The organism is Sphingomonas sp. CFBP 13720, from assembly GCF_014842075.1.
In the GTDB taxonomy this organism is placed as follows: domain Bacteria; phylum Pseudomonadota; class Alphaproteobacteria; order Sphingomonadales; family Sphingomonadaceae; genus Sphingomonas.
Genome location: NZ_JACYVA010000002.1, coordinates 70,598 through 89,131 on the forward strand (window position 1 = coordinate 70,598; position 18,534 = coordinate 89,131).

Annotated in this window: 21 protein-coding genes; 1 reads left to right on the forward strand and 20 read right to left on the reverse strand. The window is 67.1% G+C overall.

Translation table 11 applies throughout. From position 1 onward, the window contains the following. Positions 1 to 64: 64 nt before the first annotated feature. From pal to IFT55_RS05485, 16 genes are all read right to left on the reverse strand, one after another. Positions 65 to 595, reverse strand: a complete 531-nt coding sequence (gene pal / locus IFT55_RS05410) for a peptidoglycan-associated lipoprotein Pal (RefSeq protein ID WP_192089864.1) — start codon at positions 593 to 595, stop codon at positions 65 to 67. Positions 596 to 665: 70 nt separating this feature from the next. Then, positions 666 to 1,970: a Tol-Pal system beta propeller repeat protein TolB gene (gene tolB, locus IFT55_RS05415; RefSeq protein WP_249403659.1), complete on the reverse strand. Its 1,305-nt coding sequence runs from the start codon at positions 1,968 to 1,970 to the stop codon at positions 666 to 668. Between the two features lie 28 nt (positions 1,971 to 1,998). After that, the gene (locus tag IFT55_RS05420; protein WP_192089867.1) at positions 1,999 to 3,015 is read right to left on the reverse strand and encodes a cell envelope biogenesis protein TolA; all 1,017 of its coding nucleotides are present in this window, start codon (positions 3,013 to 3,015) and stop codon (positions 1,999 to 2,001) included. Positions 3,016 to 3,020: 5 nt separating this feature from the next. After that, positions 3,021 to 3,452, reverse strand: coding sequence for a protein TolR (gene tolR / locus IFT55_RS05425; protein WP_192089869.1), 432 nt, complete (start codon positions 3,450 to 3,452; stop codon positions 3,021 to 3,023). Beyond that, positions 3,452 to 4,141 (reverse strand): protein TolQ, encoded by a 690-nt coding sequence (gene tolQ / locus IFT55_RS05430; RefSeq protein ID WP_192089871.1) that lies wholly within the window; start codon positions 4,139 to 4,141, stop codon positions 3,452 to 3,454. Before tolQ ends, tolR begins: the two co-directional genes overlap by 1 nt. Further along, positions 4,141 to 4,599: a YbgC/FadM family acyl-CoA thioesterase gene (locus tag IFT55_RS05435; RefSeq protein ID WP_192089873.1), complete on the reverse strand. Its 459-nt coding sequence runs from the start codon at positions 4,597 to 4,599 to the stop codon at positions 4,141 to 4,143. The genes tolQ and IFT55_RS05435 overlap by 1 nt, the downstream gene beginning before the upstream one ends. Positions 4,600 to 4,752: 153 nt before the next feature. After that, on the reverse strand, positions 4,753 to 5,085 hold the full coding sequence (locus IFT55_RS05440) for a GIY-YIG nuclease family protein (protein WP_249403615.1): 333 nt from the start codon (positions 5,083 to 5,085) through the stop codon (positions 4,753 to 4,755). Positions 5,086 to 5,164: 79 nt separating this feature from the next. Continuing rightward, a complete protein-coding gene (gene ruvB / locus IFT55_RS05445) occupies positions 5,165 to 6,184 on the reverse strand; it encodes a Holliday junction branch migration DNA helicase RuvB (RefSeq protein ID WP_192089875.1) in 1,020 nt (339 codons plus the stop codon). Positions 6,185 to 6,284: 100 nt separating this feature from the next. Further along, positions 6,285 to 6,620, reverse strand: a complete 336-nt coding sequence (locus tag IFT55_RS05450; protein WP_192089876.1) for a hypothetical protein — start codon at positions 6,618 to 6,620, stop codon at positions 6,285 to 6,287. Between the two features lie 72 nt (positions 6,621 to 6,692). After that, positions 6,693 to 7,421, reverse strand: a complete 729-nt coding sequence (locus IFT55_RS05455; RefSeq protein WP_192089878.1) for a hypothetical protein — start codon at positions 7,419 to 7,421, stop codon at positions 6,693 to 6,695. A gap of 91 nt (positions 7,422 to 7,512) precedes the next feature. Further along, positions 7,513 to 8,112 (reverse strand): Holliday junction branch migration protein RuvA, encoded by a 600-nt coding sequence (ruvA, locus tag IFT55_RS05460; protein ID WP_192089880.1) that lies wholly within the window; start codon positions 8,110 to 8,112, stop codon positions 7,513 to 7,515. Positions 8,113 to 8,245: 133 nt separating this feature from the next. Beyond that, positions 8,246 to 8,755, reverse strand: a complete 510-nt coding sequence (gene ruvC / locus IFT55_RS05465; RefSeq protein WP_192090688.1) for a crossover junction endodeoxyribonuclease RuvC — start codon at positions 8,753 to 8,755, stop codon at positions 8,246 to 8,248. A gap of 145 nt (positions 8,756 to 8,900) precedes the next feature. After that, positions 8,901 to 9,644, reverse strand: coding sequence for a YebC/PmpR family DNA-binding transcriptional regulator (locus IFT55_RS05470; protein ID WP_192089882.1), 744 nt, complete (start codon positions 9,642 to 9,644; stop codon positions 8,901 to 8,903). A gap of 27 nt (positions 9,645 to 9,671) precedes the next feature. After that, a complete protein-coding gene (locus IFT55_RS05475) occupies positions 9,672 to 10,214 on the reverse strand; it encodes a DUF1003 domain-containing protein (RefSeq protein ID WP_446740708.1) in 543 nt (180 codons plus the stop codon). Further along, positions 10,211 to 10,447 carry a DUF2312 domain-containing protein gene (locus tag IFT55_RS05480; RefSeq protein ID WP_192089886.1) on the reverse strand — a complete coding sequence of 79 codons (237 nt, stop codon included), beginning with the start codon at positions 10,445 to 10,447 and terminating at the stop codon, positions 10,211 to 10,213. The genes IFT55_RS05475 and IFT55_RS05480 overlap by 4 nt, the downstream gene beginning before the upstream one ends. Positions 10,448 to 10,523: 76 nt before the next feature. Further along, positions 10,524 to 10,883, reverse strand: a complete 360-nt coding sequence (locus IFT55_RS05485; RefSeq protein WP_342029237.1) for a DUF1244 domain-containing protein — start codon at positions 10,881 to 10,883, stop codon at positions 10,524 to 10,526. A gap of 69 nt (positions 10,884 to 10,952) precedes the next feature. Here IFT55_RS05485 and pyk point away from each other — a divergent pair, with 69 nt between their 5' ends. Further along, a complete protein-coding gene (gene pyk / locus IFT55_RS05490) occupies positions 10,953 to 12,419 on the forward strand; it encodes a pyruvate kinase (RefSeq protein WP_192089888.1) in 1,467 nt (488 codons plus the stop codon). A 757-nt stretch (positions 12,420 to 13,176) separates the two neighbouring features. Here the strand turns inward: pyk and IFT55_RS05495 are convergent. The 4 genes from IFT55_RS05495 to IFT55_RS05510 form a co-directional block, all read right to left on the reverse strand. After that, positions 13,177 to 13,974: a transglutaminase family protein gene (locus IFT55_RS05495; RefSeq protein ID WP_192089890.1), complete on the reverse strand. Its 798-nt coding sequence runs from the start codon at positions 13,972 to 13,974 to the stop codon at positions 13,177 to 13,179. After that, positions 13,974 to 14,903, reverse strand: coding sequence for an alpha-E domain-containing protein (locus tag IFT55_RS05500; RefSeq protein ID WP_192090692.1), 930 nt, complete (start codon positions 14,901 to 14,903; stop codon positions 13,974 to 13,976). Before IFT55_RS05500 ends, IFT55_RS05495 begins: the two co-directional genes overlap by 1 nt. 5 nt (positions 14,904 to 14,908) lie before the next feature. Next, positions 14,909 to 16,396 (reverse strand): circularly permuted type 2 ATP-grasp protein, encoded by a 1,488-nt coding sequence (locus IFT55_RS05505; protein WP_192089892.1) that lies wholly within the window; start codon positions 16,394 to 16,396, stop codon positions 14,909 to 14,911. A gap of 93 nt (positions 16,397 to 16,489) precedes the next feature. Then, complete coding sequence (locus tag IFT55_RS05510; protein ID WP_192089894.1) at positions 16,490 to 18,487, reverse strand: protein-disulfide reductase DsbD family protein; 1,998 nt, start codon at positions 18,485 to 18,487, stop codon at positions 16,490 to 16,492. Between the last annotated feature and the right edge of the window lie 47 nt (positions 18,488 to 18,534).

Sequence of the window (18,534 nt, forward strand, 5' to 3'; positions counted from 1 at the left end):
TTTCTTGGGGAACGAACGCGGCGGCGGCGGGACGATCCGCCGCATCGCCGCCGCGCGTCGGCTGCTACTGAAGGACGACCGTCACCGCACGGCGGTTCTGCGCCCACGACCCGTCGTCCGATCCCAGCGCCAGCGGGCGTTCCTTGCCATAGCTGATCGTCGTGATCCGCGTCGACGACACGCCGCGTGCCGCCAAATAGCTGGCCGCCGCATTGGCCCGACGATCGCCGAGCGCGAGATTGTATTCGCGCGTGCCGCGTTCGTCGCAATGCCCTTCGATCGTCACGCGGACGTTAGGATACCGCGCCAGCCACTGCGCCTGGCTGTCGAGCACCGCGCGCGCCGACGAATCGATATCATATTGATCGAGGCCGAAATTGATCGTGTCGCTGGCCACCGATTGCTGGAAATCGGCGCGCGATCCGGGCGTTGCGGCACCCGTGCCCTGTCCCGTACCCGTCCCGGCACCCGCGCCGGCATTGGGGTCGACCGTCTCGCCCGGTCCGGGCGGCAACACGTCGGGGCGCTTCTTGGCGCAGCCCGCCGTTGCGAGCAGCGCGGCCCCCAGGATCAGCGTCGTTGCGAATTTGGTCATCGGGAATCCTCCTGAAATTGATGCATCCGCCACAATGCCCCTGTAGCGGGTTCGGCCCCTGTCGCAAAACTCATGGGCGGATCGGTCCCCAATTGGGGTCGGACCCGTCGAGCGCGGTCGGAATGCGGCGCGCGTTGGTGCCGGTCAGGTCGACAGACCAGATCTCGGCCTTGCCCGACCCCTGCGCGCTACGGAAATAGGTCAGCACGCGGCCGTTGGGCGACCAGCTCGGCCCTTCGTCGCCCCATGCGTCGCTGAGCAGCTTTTCGCCACCGCCCGACGGCGACATGATGCCGATGCGGAAGGCGCCGCCGCCCTGCCGCGTGAACGCGATCAGGTCGCCGCGCGGGCTCCATACCGGCGTGCCGTACCGCCCGCCGCCAAAGCTGATCCGCTGCTGGTTCGAACCGTCGGCGTTCATCACGTATAGCTGCTGTCCGCCCGACCGGTCGCTTTCGAACACGATGCGGCTGCCATCGGGCGAATAGCTGCCGCCGGTATCGATCCCGGGGGACGTCGTCAGCCGTTGCGGCGTGCCGCCCGTCGCGGCGATGCGGTACACATCGGTATTGCCCGCCACCGCCATCGAGAACAGGACATGACGGCCATCGGGCGAAAAGCGCGGCGCGAAGCTGAGCGCGACGTTCTGCACCAGCAACCGCGACCGTCCGCCGTTCAGGTCGAGGATGTAGATCGCCGGCCGATCGTTGGCATAGCTCATATACACGATCGACTGCTGGTTCGGCGCGAAGCGCGGCGTCAGCACGATCGACTGGCCATTGGTCAGGAACCGGTGATTGGCCCCGTCCTGATCCATGATCGCCAGCTGCTTGATCCGGCGGCCCTTCGGCCCCTTTTCGGCGATATAGACGATGCGGCTGTCGAAATACGGCCCCTCACCCGACAGGCGGGTATAGACCGCGTCCGCGCATTTGTGCGCCGCGCGCCGCCATTCGGACGGCGGCACGTTGAACCCCTGCCGCGTCAGTTCGGTGCGCGCGAACACGTCGTACAGGTAACAGCCGATCGTCAGCGTGCCGTTGGCCTCTGCGCGGACATAGCCCTGCACCAGCGCCTGCGCGCCGCTCCACGCCGCGTAATCGGGCGCCTGCACCTGCCCCATCGGCACCGGTGCCAGCTGCCCCGGCCCGACCGGACGGAACAGGCCCGAATTGCGCAGATCGGCGGTGACGACCTCCGCCAGTTGCCGGCCCAGCGCGTCGGTCGATCCGGCGGGGGTCGATGCGATCTGCGGCGTCGGCATCACCGGCACCGCGATCGGCAGCGGGGCGGAAATGCCGCCTTCGATATCGACCTCGACCTGCGCGAAGGCCGGGGTCGATGCGATCGTCGCGAGCGCGGCGGCAAGCGCCATCGTCAGTTTGCGCATAGTTCCTCTCCGGTCAGCCCGGCAGCTTATAGTTGATGATGATATCCTTCCACCCGCCTTCGTACAGCTCGCCGGGCAGTTCGTAGGGCGCGCACTGGATCAGCGCGGCGATCGCCAGTTCGGACACGCGCTGGGCATAGCGTCCGTTCTCGCCATCGACACCGGTCTGGCCGCGCAGTTCGGGGCGCGCGGCAAGCGTGCCGTCCGACCGCATCTGCAACCGGATGCGCGACCGGATCTGGTTCGCGCCCGGCCCCGGACTGGGGATGCGGTTCGCGCAGGGTTGCACCTGCCGCTGGATCGCGCTGGCAAGACCCGCGACCGACTGCGCACCCACGGCGGGCGCGCGCGGGGTCTGTGCCTTGCCGGGTGCGGGCGTATCCGCGATGCCCTTCAGAAAATCATTGCCCAGCCGTCCGCCGCGCGGGCGCGGTTTCGTCGCCTGCGCATTGGTGCCCTGTCCCTTCGTCGCTGCCGGTTTGGTCGCGGGCCGGGCGGCGGCGGGACGTTGCGGTGCGGCCTTGGGTGCCGCCGCCGGGCGCGCGGGCGCGGCCTTCGGTGGCGCGGGTTTCGCGGGTGCGGGTTTCGCTGGGGCGGGCTTTGCGGGCGCAGGCTTCGGCTGCGGTTTGGGCGCAGGCTGCGGTTTCGGCGCGGGCTGCGGTTTGGGCGCGGGCTTGGGCTGCGGCACCGGCTTCGGTTCGGGACGCGGCGCAGGCTTGGGCTGTGGCGGGGCCGGCTGCGGCTGCGGCTGCGGTTGTGGTGCGGGGGCCGGCGGAGCGGGCTCCGGCTCGGGCGCGGGTTCGGGCGGCGCGGCATCCTCGGGCGCGCCGGTCTCTGGGGCCTGCGACACGGCGGGCGCGTCGGTCTGCGCGGGCGCGGTCTGTTCGGCGGCGACGTCTTCGGCGAAGCTGATGTCCATCGGTGCGGTCACCAGCTTTTCGGGCTTGTGCGTGCCGAGCGACAACAGCCCGAACAACAGCACATGCCCGACGACCGCGACGCCAAGGCCGATCCGCTCCGCCTTGTGCATGCGACCTACTGCGCCACGCTGATGAGCGAAACGCGGTTCAACCCGGCGCGATTGAGTTCGCCCAGCACCGCATTGACCCGCCCGTAATCGATCGTGCGGTCGGCGCGCAGCATCACCTGACGCGGTTCGGTGGCACCCGCGCCCGCCGCCGCGATCTTTTCCAGTTCGCCGGGCAACGCGTCGCCCGACACTTCGGCATCGTCGATGAACGTCCGCCCCTGCGCATCGATCGACAGCGTCAACGGCTGCTGGTCCTGTTCGACCGCCTTGGCACGGCTGTCGGGCAGGTTGACCGGCACGCCCGCCGTCATCAGCGGCGCGGTCACCATGAAGATGATCAGCAGCACCAGCATCACGTCGACCATCGGCGTGACGTTGATCTCCGCCATCGGCGCGCGCCGGCCCTTGCCGCGCGCGGAAGGCAGGTTCAGCCCCATCAGACGCCCTCGATCTGGCGCGACAGCGTCGCGTGGAACGCATCGGCGAACCGGTTCAGCCGCGCTTCGATCCGGTTCACGCGGTGACCGAACCGGTTATAGGCGATCACGGCAGGGATCGCTGCGAACAACCCGATCGCGGTCGCGAACAGCGCTTCGGCGATACCCGGTGCCACCACCGCCAGCGACGTGTTCTGTTCGCTGGCGATCGCGGTGAACGACCGCATGATGCCCCACACCGTGCCGAACAGCCCGACGAACGGCGCGACCGACCCGACGGTCGCAAGGATGTTCAGCCGGTCGGCCAGCGATTCGCTTTCCTCCGCGACGCTGGACGCCATCGCGGTGGCCAGCCGTTCGCGCGTGCCGTCACGGTCGATATGCTTGGCGGCGGTCGATCGCCGCCATTCGCGTACGCCCGCCGAAAAGACGCGGGCGATCGCGGTATCGCGCGATCCCTGCAACCGGTGGAACGCGTCGATATCCTCCGCCTGTTCGAAATCGGTCTCGAACCGGTCGATATCGGCCCCCGCGCGGCGGCTGCGCACGACGAAGCCGATGATGATGACCCATGTCCAGATGCTGGCGGCGATCAGCCCCAGCATCACCGCCTTCACCACCCAGTCGGCTTGCCAGAATAGCGCCACCGGCGACATCGTCGCCGCATCGGTGTTCATGAAAACGTCCATCACGCCCCTCTGTCGTTGTCGAACAGCCCCGCGAACGCCGCGATCCATGCGGCCGGCTGGCGACGCGGCCGGCCCGATGGTGCGACGAACGCCACCTCGACCCGTGCCTGCGCCAATACAATAGCGTCGCGCATGACTGTCTGATGAATATCCACCGCCGCCGCGCGCACCCGTTCGACCGTCGTGACGATCAGCAGCGCGTCGTTCAGCCGTGCCGGCGCCCGCCAGTCGAGCTGCATCGCGCGCACGGCATAGGCACCCTCGCCCGCTTCATGCGCCGCGCGCTGGTCGATCCCGGCCAGCATCAGCATGTCCGACCGCGCCCGTTCGAAATAGCGCAGATAATTCGCATGATAGACGACGCCCGACAGGTCGGTGTCCTCGAAATAGATCCGGACGGGAAAGCGATGCGTACCGCCGACGAAGCGGCCGCCGGCCGGCTGGTCGGAAGCGGTCATGCGGGGGGCTTTACCGACGTGGGGCGTGCGGGGAAAGGGGGATGCTGTGGACGGACGATGTATCGGTCGGCGGGGTATTGATGGCGATGCCAGCCTGCGCTGGCATGACGAGAGGAAGAACGTCACCCCAGCGAAAGCTGGGGTCGCCCACCGTCACACGATCCGCTCGAACAGATCGTCCCACGCTGGATTCACGCGTTCGATCAGCGCGATCTTCCAGTCCCGCTTCCACGCCTTCAGCGCCTTTTCACGCGCGATCGCCGCCTCGATCGTCGCGTGCGGTTCGGCGAGGACAAGGCGGTCCAGATTATAGCGGCGGCAGAACGCGGACCCTGCACCGGTCCGATGTTGCCAGACGCGCGCGGCAAGATTGGCAGTCACGCCGATATACAGGACACCATGCCGCCGGTTGGTCATGATATAGGTCCAGCCACCCATGACGCGATCGTAGCGATCATCGCTGGCGATGCCAGCCTGCGCTGGCATGACGATCGGGAGGATCGATGCAGGCAACCACCGTCACGTCCGCCCGCAATTCCCTGGCGCCCGGACACGGACGCCGCCCCTAATCGAACAGACCGTCCTGCACATGCGCGGGCGGCTCGAACCCCAGATGCTTCCACCCGCCCGCGTTCAGGCAGCGACCGCGGGCGGTGCGGGCGACCATGCCGATCTGGATCAGATACGGTTCGATCACTTCCTCGATCGTGTCGCGCGGTTCGGACAGTCCCGCCGCCAGCGTCTCCACCCCGACCGGCCCGCCGCGATAGACGTCGGCGATCATCGTCAGATAGCGGCGGTCCATCGAATCCAGCCCCTTCGAATCGACCTCCAGCCGGTTGAGCGCGGCGTCGGCGGTCTTCGCGTCGACCGTCTCGACCCCTGCGACATTGGCGAAGTCGCGCACCCGTCGCAGCAGCCGCCCGGCGATGCGTGGCGTCCCCCGCGCCCGCTTCGCCACCTCGATCGCGCCGCTGTTCGCGATGCCGAGGCCGAGCAGCCCCGCCGCGCGCGTGACGACCCGCGTCAGTTCCTCGACGGTATAGAATTGCAGCCGCACCGGAATACCGAACCGGTCGCGCAGCGGGGTGGTCAGCAACCCCTGCCGCGTCGTCGCACCGACCAGCGTGAAGCGCGGCAGGTCGATCCGCACCGATCGCGCGGACGGTCCCTCCCCGATCATCAGGTCGAGCGCGCGGTCCTCCATCGCGGGGTACAGCACTTCCTCGACCGCCGGATTGAGCCGATGGATCTCGTCGATGAACAGCACGTCGCCGTCTTCGAGATTGGTCAGCAACGCCGCCAGATCGCCCGACTTGGCGATGACCGGCCCCGACGTCGCGCGGAACCCGACCCCCATCTCACGCGCGACGATCTGTGCCAGCGTGGTCTTGCCCAGCCCGGGCGGGCCGAAGAACAGCACATGGTCCAGCACATCGCCCCGCCCGCGCGCCGCATCGATGAACACCCGCAAATTCTCGCGCGCCGCCTTCTGCCCGACGAATTCGTCGAGCGCCTTGGGGCGCAGCGCGGCATCGACATCCTCGGGACGGCGAAGGGGGGTGGTCATACGGTCGTCGGTCACGCCCGTTCCTTATCCGTTCGCGGGAGGCGAAGTCGAGGGGGTTCGGGTGCAGGACTGTGGCGAGGATTGATGGAAAGCGGTCCGTCTGCTTTCTTTTGTCTTAGCGCCAGAAGGGCGTGTCTGGGTTCCGGGTCCGCCGCCGAACCGGCAACATGCTGTTAAAGCGATCATAGCGACGCGCATACTTCTGCGCGAACTTAGCCGATATGTAGCCCATCGCAGACGAGATCAGAAGAGCCGCGACATAAGAGAGCATCATGGCGTGTGCGTCCTCGGGACGTGTGCCAAACGTCAAAACGATCATCTTGCCGAGCGTATAACTCATCCCAGCTATCGAAAGGCTGGTGCCGAGAAGCGCCGCCTTCATTCGAGCCGCCTCGATCTTCTGATTTTGCCGATACGCCCGGTGTGCTTCGTCCTTGCTCGTTCTGGACATGCCGTTCTCCCTTCGTTCGACCAATTAGAGATGACGGAACGGCTTTCAAGGGCGGCGGGGCGGCAGTGGCTGCTAGAGCCCAAAATGGCCCTTCAACAAGGGCTCAACAGCCTGCCAAGCGCCCGCTGCGCTGGTGATGGCTCCAGCGCCCTCTTGCACAGCTGACACCATGGCCTTGATCGTTCCAGGCTTGCGCTCCCCGGGCTTGGTGCTGGCCTGCTGGGTAATGAACGCAATCTGGTCCAGAAGCTCGTTCTTGGTAGCTGCATCCGCTTCCTCTGCATTCAGGACAGCATTGGTCAGATCGGCGAGCTTATCGGCTACGCCTAGATCTCCATTCTGAGTGATAGCCTCTAGGCTGACCTGAATGTCATTGGCCGTTCCCATGTTGATCGCGCCCACAGTGCCACCATTCACGGTGACGCTATGGTTGTTGTAGTAAAGAGGCGGCACTGGTGCCCTAGGTATCTCGATCTGGTTCGACAAGTGAGGCATCCCGACTATGCTGACCATTTCCTGATCCAGCATGTTCAGCATAGCCGCATTCTGCGCGAACTTCATCCATTGGCTTTGCTGGAACGTGTGCTCGCATGGGATACAGACCGGCTCATTGCCAATCATGAACACTGCGCCACGTTGGCCGCACTGGCTACACAGGAGCCGTTTTGGGGGAGGAGCCTCTTCCACGAGTTCGTTATCGGTGAGAACCGCGCTCATGGGAAGAGCTAGGGCACCGAAATGCCCCAGCTCCCGGCTTGCCAATGCCACCGTGAAAAATGACAGAAACCCGGGTAACTTCATATTTGTCTAGTCACCGAGGTTCGTCGCTGTCGGGAGCGGAAAAGGCGGTCTGATTGGCCGGTTGTGGGCGCGCCCCCCCGCTCCTTGCCCGCTACTGCGACGCCTTGCGCAGCGCCAGCCGCACCAGCGCGTCCAGCGTCGCGCCCGCCCCCAGTTCTTCCGCCGCCTTGCCGACCGCGGTCGCCGCTTCGGGCGGGCGGAAGCCTAAATTCTGCAACGCGGAAACGGCGTCGCCCTCGATCCCGCCTTCGGCCGCCACGGTCACGCCGATGCCTGGCCCGATTGCGATGCCGCCGACCTTGTCCTTCAATTCCATGACGATCCGCTGCGCCAGCTTCGGGCCGACGCCATTGGCCCGCGCCACGCTGGCCTTGTCGCCGCGTGCGATGGCGGTGCGGACTTCGTCCGGCGACAGCGTCGACAGGATGCCAAGCGCCACGCGTGCGCCGACCCCCTGCACGCCGGTCAGCAGCCCGAACCATTCGCGCTCGTCCGCGCTGGCGAACCCGACCAGCCGGATGAAATCCTCCGCCACCAGCATTTCGGTGTGGATCGTCACGCTGCCGCCGACCGGTCCCAGCGCCTGCAACGTCTTCGACGACGCCCCGACCAGATAGCCGACGCCGTTCACGTCGATGACGGCATGGTCGAGTCCGGACACAGACAGCGTGCCTTTGAGGTGTGCGATCATGGATAGGTTTCCAGGCAAGAACGATACCGTGCCCCCGCGCAGGCGGGGACCGAGGGCCGCGAAGACGGGCGGCTCGCGACAGGCTCACTGGATCCCCGCCTGCGCGGGGATACGGCCGGAGGCTGTGGAAACATCACGCCCCGATCCCCGTGCTGCGCCGGGCACGCGCATGCGCACTGGCCAGATGATGCGCGTGGGTGATCGCGACCGCCAGCGCGTCGGCGGCATCGGGACCGGACAGCTTCACGCCCGGCAACAAATGCCCGACCATGGCCTGAATCTGTTTCTTGTCCGCGCCGCCGGTGCCGACCACCGCCTTCTTCACCACGCTGGGATGATATTCGCCGATCGCCAGCCCCGCCGTCGCCGCCGCCAACAGCACGACGCCGCGCGCCTGCCCCAGCTTCAGCGTCGACTGCGCGTTGCTGTTGCCCAGCACTTCCTCGACCGCCGCGCTTTCGGGGCGCTCGGTACGGATCATTTCGCCCAGCGCGCCGAACAGCAGCGACAGGCGGCGGGCAAGCTGCATCGACGGATCGGTACGAATCTGCCCGTTGGCGACATGCGACAACCGGTTGCCCTCGGCGCGGATCATGCCCCATCCGGTGGTACCCAGACCGGGATCGAGGCCGAGGATCAGCACGACCAGCCCCCCCCCGATCCAGCGAAGCGAACCATGCCGCGCATGGCGCAGGGCGGCGTCCGGCGACATGACGGCATACCGGGACGCCCGCCCGCACCAGCCCATGGCCGGTCCCCCTCCCCGTTCCGGGGAGGAACCGGGTCGATCAACCCAGCTTCTCCATCACCTCGTCGGACACTTCGTAATTGCCCCACACGGTCTGGACGTCGTCATCATCGTCCAGCGCGTCGATCAGCCGGAACAGCGTGGCGGCGTCGTCCTCGCCCACCACGACCATCGTCTGCGGCTTCCACGCCAGCTTGGCGCCCTCGGCCTCGCCCAGCACGGTTTCCAGCGCCTTGGCGACTTCGTGCAGATCGGCGACGGCGGTCCAGATTTCGTGGCCGTCGTCGCTCGACGTGACGTCTTCCGCGCCGGCTTCCAGCGCCGCCTCGAACACCTTCTCGGCGTCGCCTGCGCTGGCGGGATAGCTGATCAGGCCGACCCGGTCGAAGCCGTGGCTGACCGATCCGCTCGCGCCCAGATTGCCGCCGTTCTTCGACACCGCCGTGCGCACGTTGGTCGCGGTGCGGTTGCGATTGTCGGTCAGCGCCTCGATGATGAGCGAAACCCCCGCCGGGCCGAAGCCTTCGTAGCGGATTTCCTCGTAATTCTCCATGTCGCCCTTCGACGCCTTGTCGATCGCGCGCTGGATATTGTCCTTGGGCATCGACTGCGCCTTGGCGGCGTTGACCGCCGCGCGCAGGCGCGGGTTCATGTCGGGATCGGGCATCCCCATCTTGGCCGCGACGGTGATCTCGCGGCTCAGCTTCGAGAACATGCCCGAACGCTTCTTATCCTGCGCACCCTTGCGGTGCATGATGTTCTTGAATTTTGAATGGCCTGCCATCGGTGCCTCTTTATGTTCCCGCCCGCTCTACGCCCGGGCGGCGTTGTGCGCCAGCGCGTCGATCTTCGCCTCCAGCACCGCCAGCCGCCCGATCACGTCGGTCTCCAGCCTGGCATGCAGCGCGAGGATATCGATCTCCGCCCGCAAATTGGTTTCATAGTCCAGCCGCGCCGCCAGCCGGTCCTTTTCGGACTGGCGGTTCTGGCTCATCATGATGACCGGCGCCTGGATCGCCGCCAGCGTCGACAGCATCAGGTTCAGGAAGATGTAGGGATAGGGGTCGAACGCCATCCCGAACCGCGCCAGCACGTCGGTGTTAAGCAGCATCCACCCGAACAGCACCACCGTAAAGCCGATGATGAACCCCCATGATCCGCCGACCGCCGCCACCCGATCGGCAAGGCGGTTGCCGAACGTCGCGCGCGCGTCCGACTCGTCGGCGGCGTCGCGCGCGATCGGCGTCCCGCGTTCGATCGCATCGAGGACGCGGCGTTCCTCCACCCCGTCCGGGTCGCCATGACCATGCAGCAGGCCGGCGGCGAGGTGGCGGGCCCGCGACACGTCGTTCAGATGCCCAGCGCGGTCTTGTACGTTTCCAGCAACATGTCCGCTTCGTCGCGGTGATGCTTTTCCATCCGGCGCAGGCGGATGATCGTGCGCATGGTCTTCACGTCGAACCCGGTCGACTTGGCTTCGCCATAGACGTCCTTGATATCGTCGCTGATACCCTTCTTTTCCTCTTCCAGCCGCTCGATCCGTTCGATCAGCAGCCGCAATTGTTCGGCCGAAACATTCTCGCTCATGGGGTTCCCTCAAGGGTGTCGAAATGGTGAGCCGGCGCGCCTAGCCGATCGTGGCGGCCGCCTCAATGGCCGGGGGTCAGCGCGGTTCGGTCATCGCGGGCGGATCGCTGGCCGGGAAACTGTCGTCCAGCGCATCGTCCAGCGCGGCATCGGTGCGGTTGCGCGCGACGCTTTCGTCCATCCGCGCGATCTGTTCGGGAGTCGCGGGCAACTGGTGCGTCGCCTTCCACTGGGCATAGGGCATGCCGTACACCGCCTCGCGCCCGGCCTCCTTCGACACGCCCGCCGCCTCGCCCAGCCAGTCGCCCAGACAGTTTCGGCAGAATCCCGCCAGTCCCATCAGGTCGACATTCTGCGCATCGGTGCGATGTTGCAGGTGGCGGACCAACCGGCGGAACGCCGCCGCCTGCGCCTTGTCGTCAATCGAATCGATCACATCGCCCTCCGAGGTTGATCGGTTGCGAATAACGCTTAGAGGCAGGCGCGCAAACGTCGGAGAGTGATAATGACCAAGGCCATCAGCCCCCGTTCGCGCAAGGTCCGCGTACTCGCCACGCTCGGCCCCGCCAGCAACACGCCCGAAATGATCGCGAAGCTGTTCGAAGCCGGCGCCGACGCGTTCCGGGTCAACATGAGCCACGGCGACCAGCAATCGAAAGTCGCGACGATCCAGGCGATCCGCGGCCTCGAAAAGCTGTACGGTCGCCCGACCACGATCCTCGCCGATCTTCAGGGTCCGAAGCTGCGCGTCGGCCGCTTCGCCGAAGGCAAGGTGATGCTCGAAACCGGACAGCGGTTCGTGCTCGACCGGTCGAGCGAGCCGGGCGACGCCAGCCGCGTCGAACTGCCGCACGACGAAATCTTCGCCGCGATCGCCCGCGACGCGCGGCTGCTGCTCGACGACGGCAAGCTGGTGCTGCGCGTGACCGACCATAGCGACGACCGGATCGAAACCGTGGTCGTCGTCGGCGGCGCGCTGTCCAATTCGAAGGGGCTGAACGTCCCCGACGTCGTGCTGCCGATGGCCGCGCTGACGCCCAAGGATATTTCCGACCTGCATTTCGCGGTCGAACAGGGCGTCGACTGGATCGCGCTGTCGTTCGTGCAGCGGCCCGAGGATCTGGCCGAGGCGCGCAAGCTGATCCAGGGCCGCGCCGCGCTGCTCGCCAAGATCGAAAAGCCGTCGGCGGTCGCCCGGCTGGAAGAGATCGTCGAACAGTGCGACGGCGTGATGGTCGCGCGCGGCGATCTGGGCGTCGAACTGCCGCCGCAATCGGTGCCGCCGCTTCAGAAGCGCATCGTCGAAACCGCCCGACGGCTGGGCCGTCCGGTCGTCGTCGCGACGCAGATGCTCGAATCGATGATCAGCTCGCCGTCGCCGACCCGGGCGGAAGTGTCCGACGTGGCGACCGCCGTCTATGACGGGGCGGATGCGATCATGTTGTCGGCGGAAAGCGCGGCGGGCAGCTGGCCGATCGAATCGGTGACGATGATGAACGACATCGCCCATGCGGTCGAACGCGACCCCGCGCATGGCGACCGCGTCCATTTCACCGTGCTGCGTCCCGACCCGACCACCGCCGACGCGCTGGCCGAAGCCGCCAAGAACATCGCCGCGACGGTCGATGCGAAGGCGATCCTGTGCTTCACCTTCTCCGGGTCGACCGCGCGCCGCATCGCGCGCGAACGTCCGTCGGTGCCGATCATGGTGCTGACCCCGCGCAAGGAAACCGCGCGGCGGCTGGGTCTGTTGTGGGGCGTCCATGCCGTCCACACCCGCGACGTCGAATCGTTCGAGGAAATGGTGGCAAAGGCCAAGCGCATGGTCCTGCGCCACAATATCGCGTCGGCGGGCGACCGCGTGGTCGTATGCGCGGGCGTGCCGTTCGGAACGCCGGGATCGACCAACGTGCTGCACGTCGTGCAAATCGTCGGTGACGAGCTGAAGAACTATTCGAAGAACGAGGCGTAAGACTGCCCGATTCCGACGTGTTTCGGACCAGCCGTTCGTCGGCAAGTCTGACCGGTACGTCGCCGACCGTGGAAGCATCTGCGGCTCGTGCCGGGCGAAGAAAAGTTATGCGCCCGAAACGCGGGTAGCTCGACTTCGCTCGGCATGGCCGGTTCGAAACAAGGACGCGAGCCCGTCCCTGTCCCTCATGAGTAGTCATTGCGCTTGCTGAAATGGCGTGTCGAAGGACCGGCGCCGATGCTTCGAACGATCGGGTGCCTCATGCGCCGCATGGCGATAGCATGATGAGTTTAGGGCCACCCGTTCGTGCTGAGTAGCGACTGAGCGAAGTCGAAGGCGCGTATCGAAGCATCCGTGGCAGTCCTTGAATCCGCCATTTCGACAAGCGCAATGGCACTCAGGATAAGGGGTCACACCTGATATCATCGCGCGCCAGGGATATGTCGCGAAGGATGATCCGGCCCGACCGACCTCGACCTGGCGCAACCACCGGTCAACACGGACGGGGTTGAAGCGTGACCGGACCACGTTGAAACATCGTCATCGGCCTGCGCGCGACCGCTGCGCTGCGAAGCGTTGTTGCCGTGATGCTTCGTTGTTCGTCGGTCACGATGCCCCGGCATCGCTTCCTCCTCACGTGTTGCACCACGCCAGAACCACCTCCGCGCCGATGATTCAACCTGATCCGGTCCCGCTTGGGCGGTACGTCATGATCCTCTGACGCAACCCGATTCGCGCTGCGGAAATGGGTTCAGCGTCAGCCTTCCTCGGTCGCCTCCGCGACGACGACCTCGACATCGATCGCTTCGTCGCCCTGCCCCATGCGCACGCCAGCGATCGGTGCGGCACCGGCAGCGTCGAGCGCGGTCGCGACGCGGACATGGTCGAGGCCGGGACGCCCGCCCATCGCCGGGTCGAACGCATACCAGCCGTCGCCGACATAGGCCTCCGCCCATGCGTGCGGCGTCGCAGTCCGGCGTTCGACATCGCCCGACAGGCTGTAGCCGGAGACATAGCGTGCCGGCACACCCTGCGCGCGCGCAGCGGCGACGAAGATCTGCGCCATGTCGCGCGCGCTGGCCGTATCGTCCGCCGCAGCCGCCTCCGCGCTGCGAATCGTCGGAACCGGACGCCGGTCGAGCGGCCAACGCGCGTGGATCGCGGCGGCCAGCGCGGTCATCGCCGCCAGATCGCCGCCGGTCGCCAGCGCGCGGATCGTGTCGTCCGCCTGCGTCAACGGCGTTTCGCGGTGGAACAGTTCGGGCGGAAACGGCTCGGTCGTCCCCTCGATCGCACCGTCGTCCTCGGTCAGTAACACCTCGCCCGACACCGTCAGCACCAGCGTGTCGATCGGCCCTTCGGCATAGAGCATCAGCGTCTTGTTGCCATAGCCGTCGACCCCGTCGCGCAACCGTGCGTCGCAATCGACGTCGATGCGCCAGTGCACCACCGTCTGATGCGTCGTGTCGCCGGGCACCAGCCGCAACAACTGAACGATGCGCGCCTGCGGTTCGGTGAAGCGATAGCGGGTTTCGTGCTGGACGGTCAGGCGCATCAGATGAACCGGAACTGGCGTGCGATCGCGGCGTCGAGCATCGCATTCTCCCGGATGAAGGCGGTCAGATATTCGTGCAGCCCGCTGACGATCACTTCATGCGCCCGCGTCTTCTGCATCCGTGCCAGCCGCGCCCGCGCCATGCGGTCGGCCTCGCCCTGAAACCCGGTGCGCTTGCCCAGCAGGTTCAGCATCTCGACGGTTTCGTCGACGCATGCCGCCAGACTGCGCGGCACTTCGCCCCGGCACAGCAGCAATTCGATCACGCTGGATGGGCGCAACCCCTCGCTGTACAGCCAGCGATAGGCGGTGACGGCGGATACCGTCTGCAGGATCGTGGTCCACTGGTCGCGGTCGATCGCGCCGCCCACCCGCTCGCCTTCGGGCAGCAACAGGTGATATTTGACGTCGATCAGCCGCGCGGTGTTGTCGGCACGTTCGATCGCGGCGCCCAGCTGAATGAACCACGTCGCCTCGTTCTTCATCATGCGCTGTACCGCGCCTTCGAACCCGCGCGCCTCGGCCTTGATCGCCTCGACCAGTCCCAGCGTATCGGCGTCTTCGCCGATGGGGCCGTTGAAGACGATCCACGCCCGATTGATCGCGGTCCATGCGTCGCGGGTCAGCGCGGTGCGCACCGCCTTGGCATTGTTGCGCGCGGCGTCGAGGCACCACAGGATCGATCCGCCATGGCTGCGGTCATAGGTCAGGAACCGCGCCACCTCCGCCTGCCCGACCTCTTGCCCGGTCGCCGCGAAGCTTTCCTCGGTATAGCTGACCGCCAGTGCGCTGGCCCATGCCGCATCGCCCGCCGGACGCGACGACAGCGCGTCGAGCCGCACCGTCGCCTCGACCAGCCGGGCGAGGAAGTCGGCGCGCTCGACATAGCGGCCCAGCCAATACAGCGAGGCGGCGGTACGCGACAGCATCGCCATCAGCGCACACCCTGCGACTGGGTCATGCCGCCCATCGACTGCGACTGAACCGGCGTGGGGGCGTCGTCCATCAGCACGAAACTGTCCTTCGTCCCGCCGCCCTGGCTGGAATTAACGACCAGCGATCCTTCCTTCAGCGCGACACGGGTCAGGCCGCCCGGCACCACCTGCACCTGGTTCGCGCCGGTCAGCACGAACGGACGGAAATCGACATGGCGCGGCGCGACCCCGCTTTCGGTCAGCGTCGGCACGGTCGACAGCGCCAGCGTCGGCTGCGCGATATAGCGCTGCGGACTCGCGATCAGCGCGGTGCGGAACTCGGCGATCTCCGCCTTCGACGCGGTCGGTCCGACCAGCATGCCGTATCCGCCGGATCCGTCGACCAGCTTCACCACCACCTCGTCCAGATGGTCGAGCACATATTTCAACGCCTGCGGCTCGCGGCAGCGCCACGTCTCGACATTGGGCAACAGCGGCTCGCTCTCCGAATAGAAGCGGACGATTTCGGGCATGTAGCTATAGATCGCCTTATCGTCGGCGATGCCGTTGCCCGGCGCGTTGACCAGGGCGACGTTGCCCGCGCGATACGCCGCGATCAGTCCCGGCACGCCCAGCAGCGAATCGGGTCGGAACACCACGGGGTCGATATAATCGTCGTCGATCCGGCGATAGATCACGTCGACACGCACCCGCCCGGCGATCGTCTGCATATAGACCATGTCGTCGTCGATCAGCAGATCGGCCGGCTCGACCAGTTCGATCCCCATCGAATCGGCAAGGAAACTATGTTCGTAATAGGCCGAATTGAAATGGCCGGGGGTCAGCACGACGCAGTTGGGATTCGCCCCGGCATCGGGCGGCGCCACCGACCGCATCGTTTCCAGCAACCGGTCGGGATAGCTGTCGACCGCCGCCACGCGGAAATTGCGGAACAGTTCGGGGCACAGCCGGATCATCGCCTCGCGATTTTCCAGCATGTACGACACGCCCGACGGGGTTCGCGCATTGTCTTCCAGCACGAAGAATTCATCCGGACCGGTGCGGACCAGATCGATGCCGCAGATATGCGCCCACACGCCGTGCGGGGGACGGATGCCGGCGATCTCCGGCCGGAACTGCGCATTGCCGTAAATCAGTTCGGGCGGCAGCACCCCGGCCTTCAGGATGCGGCGCTCGCCATAGATGTCGTCCAGAAACGCGTTGATCGCCTGCGTCCGCTGGATCAGCCCCTGCGACAACCGGGTCCATTCGTCGGGCATGAACACGCGCGGCACGATATCGAACGGGATGATGCGCTCCGCCGCCTCGCTGTCGCCATAGACGGCGAAGGTGATGCCGAGCTGGCGAAACGTCGCTTCCGCCGATTGCAGCCGCCGCCGCAACTCACGCGGGGGCACGTCGCGCATCCACCGCGCCAGTGCCGCCAGTTCGCCACGCGGAGCATCCGGCCCGCCATGTCCCCAGATTTCGTCGAACGCCTGCCCCATCGGTCCTCCAAAGCCGCGACCCGGCGGTTGGTTGCATGCTGCAGTGCGAAAAGGGTGGCGGCAAGCCCCTTGATTCACGCATCCGTAATATTGCTACCCCGCGACCAGATCGGTCAGCATCGCGGGCGTCAGCACCTGCGGCAACACCTGCGGCCGGTCGCTGCCCGGCGCGTACCACAGGTACAGCGGCACGCCCGCGCGGTTATGCGCTTCGATGAAGCGGCCCAGTGCCGGGTCGCCATCGGTCCAGTCGCCGACCAGCACCTTGACCCCGCCCTTGGCGAACGCGTCGCCGACCGCGCGCGTGTCGATCGCCGCCTTCTCGTTCACCTTGCACGTCAGGCACCAGTCGGCGGTGAAATAGGCGAAAACCGGCTTGCCCTCCGCACGCAACGCCGCCAGCCGTGCCTCGCCGAACGGTTCGGCCCCGGCGATGCCCGTCGCCGCCTGTGCCGGCGGCGCGCGATCGACGATGCCCGTCGCACCGATCGCCAGCACCAGCGCGGCGATCCCCGGCCACCACGCCCGGTCGCGGCCCGCCGCCTGCCGCCTGCCGGTCCACCACAGCCCCAGCCCGGCGGCCAGCATCGCGCCCAGCCCCAGCGCCATGCCGTCGACCCCCGCCTGCCGCCCCAATATCCATGCCAGCGCCAGCGCGGTCAGGAACATCGGCACCGACAGCGCCTTGCGGAACACGTCCATCCACGCGCCCGGCTTCGGCATCCGCCGCCGCAACGCGGGCACGAACCCCAGCAGCAGGAACGGCAGCGCGAGGCCCAGCCCTAGCCCCCCGAACACCGCCATCGCCGCGCCCCATGGCAGCACCAGCGCCGATCCCAGCGCCGCGCCCATGAACGGCCCGGTGCACGGCGTCGCGACGAACGCGGCCAGCGCACCGGTGGCGAACGCCCCGCCCCGCCCGTTCCGCGTTCCGACCTGCGGCGTCGGCAGTTCGAACAGCCCCGCCAGATTGAGCGCGATCGCGCCGGTCAGCACGAACAGCGCCAGCACGACGCGCGGGTCGGTCAACTGGAACGCCCAACCCGCCGCCACCCCGCCCGCGCGGATCGCCAGCAGGATGCCGCCCAACGCCAGACAGGTCACGACCGCACCGGCGGTATAGGCCACCCCTTCCGCCCGCGCATGCGCCGCCGACTGGCCCGACCGGGCGAGGCTCAACGCCTTCAGGCTCAGGATCGGGAACACGCAAGGCATGACGTTGAGCAACAGCCCCCCCAGCAACGCGCCCGCGAACGCCAGCAGCGCCGCGCGCCACGCGCCCGCCTGCACCGGTTCGGCGACCACCCCCGGCGTCGCACGGATCGCGAAGCCGCGTCCGTCGCCGGTCGCCAGCACGCCCTCGACCACGGCCGGGCTGCCCGTCCCCATGGTCGACACGATGATCGCGTCGCCATCGCGCGCGATCGTCTGTGGCGCTTCATAGGCGACCGCCTGTTCGGTCAGCGGAAAGAAATATGCGTCGCCGATCGCCACGCCCGCCGGAAACGGCACGCGCAGGCGAAAGCGCTCACCCCCCTGATAGGTCGCGGGCGATCCGATCGGCTGCGGCAATGCCCGCCGCCACGTATCGAACTGTCCGCGCCGCTCGGCTGTCACCGCGCCGTCGCCGACGACCAGATCGGCCGACAGCGTCGCGCGTTCGGGCACGCAGATCTCCCGCGTACACACCAGATAATCGATCGCCAGCCGCACCGGCAGCGCGGTGCCCTTCGCCAACCCGGCGGGAACGCGCAACTGCGTCAGCAGCGTCCATGGCCGTTCGTAGACATAGTTCATGATGCCTTCGACCAGCAGCCGCTGCGGCACCGGATAGCGTAGTTCGCCGACGGCCCCGCCTGCGGGCAGCGTCCAGTCGAGCCGCGGCTGGGTGCCGACCGCGCCGGGATTGCGCCAATATCCGTGCCATCCGGCATCGGGCTGCGACACCAACGCCAGCGCGACGGTCGATCCCGCCGCCGGCGTGTCGCTTTCGGCCACCATCCGCATCTGGATATGGCGCTGGCCCGGCACCTGCGCCGCCGCCGGCATCGCCCCCGCCATCAGGATCAGCAGAAGGACGATTCGCTGCATTAGCGTTCTTGCCGGTGTCATATCCCGGCGGTAGCGGAGATCCGGGA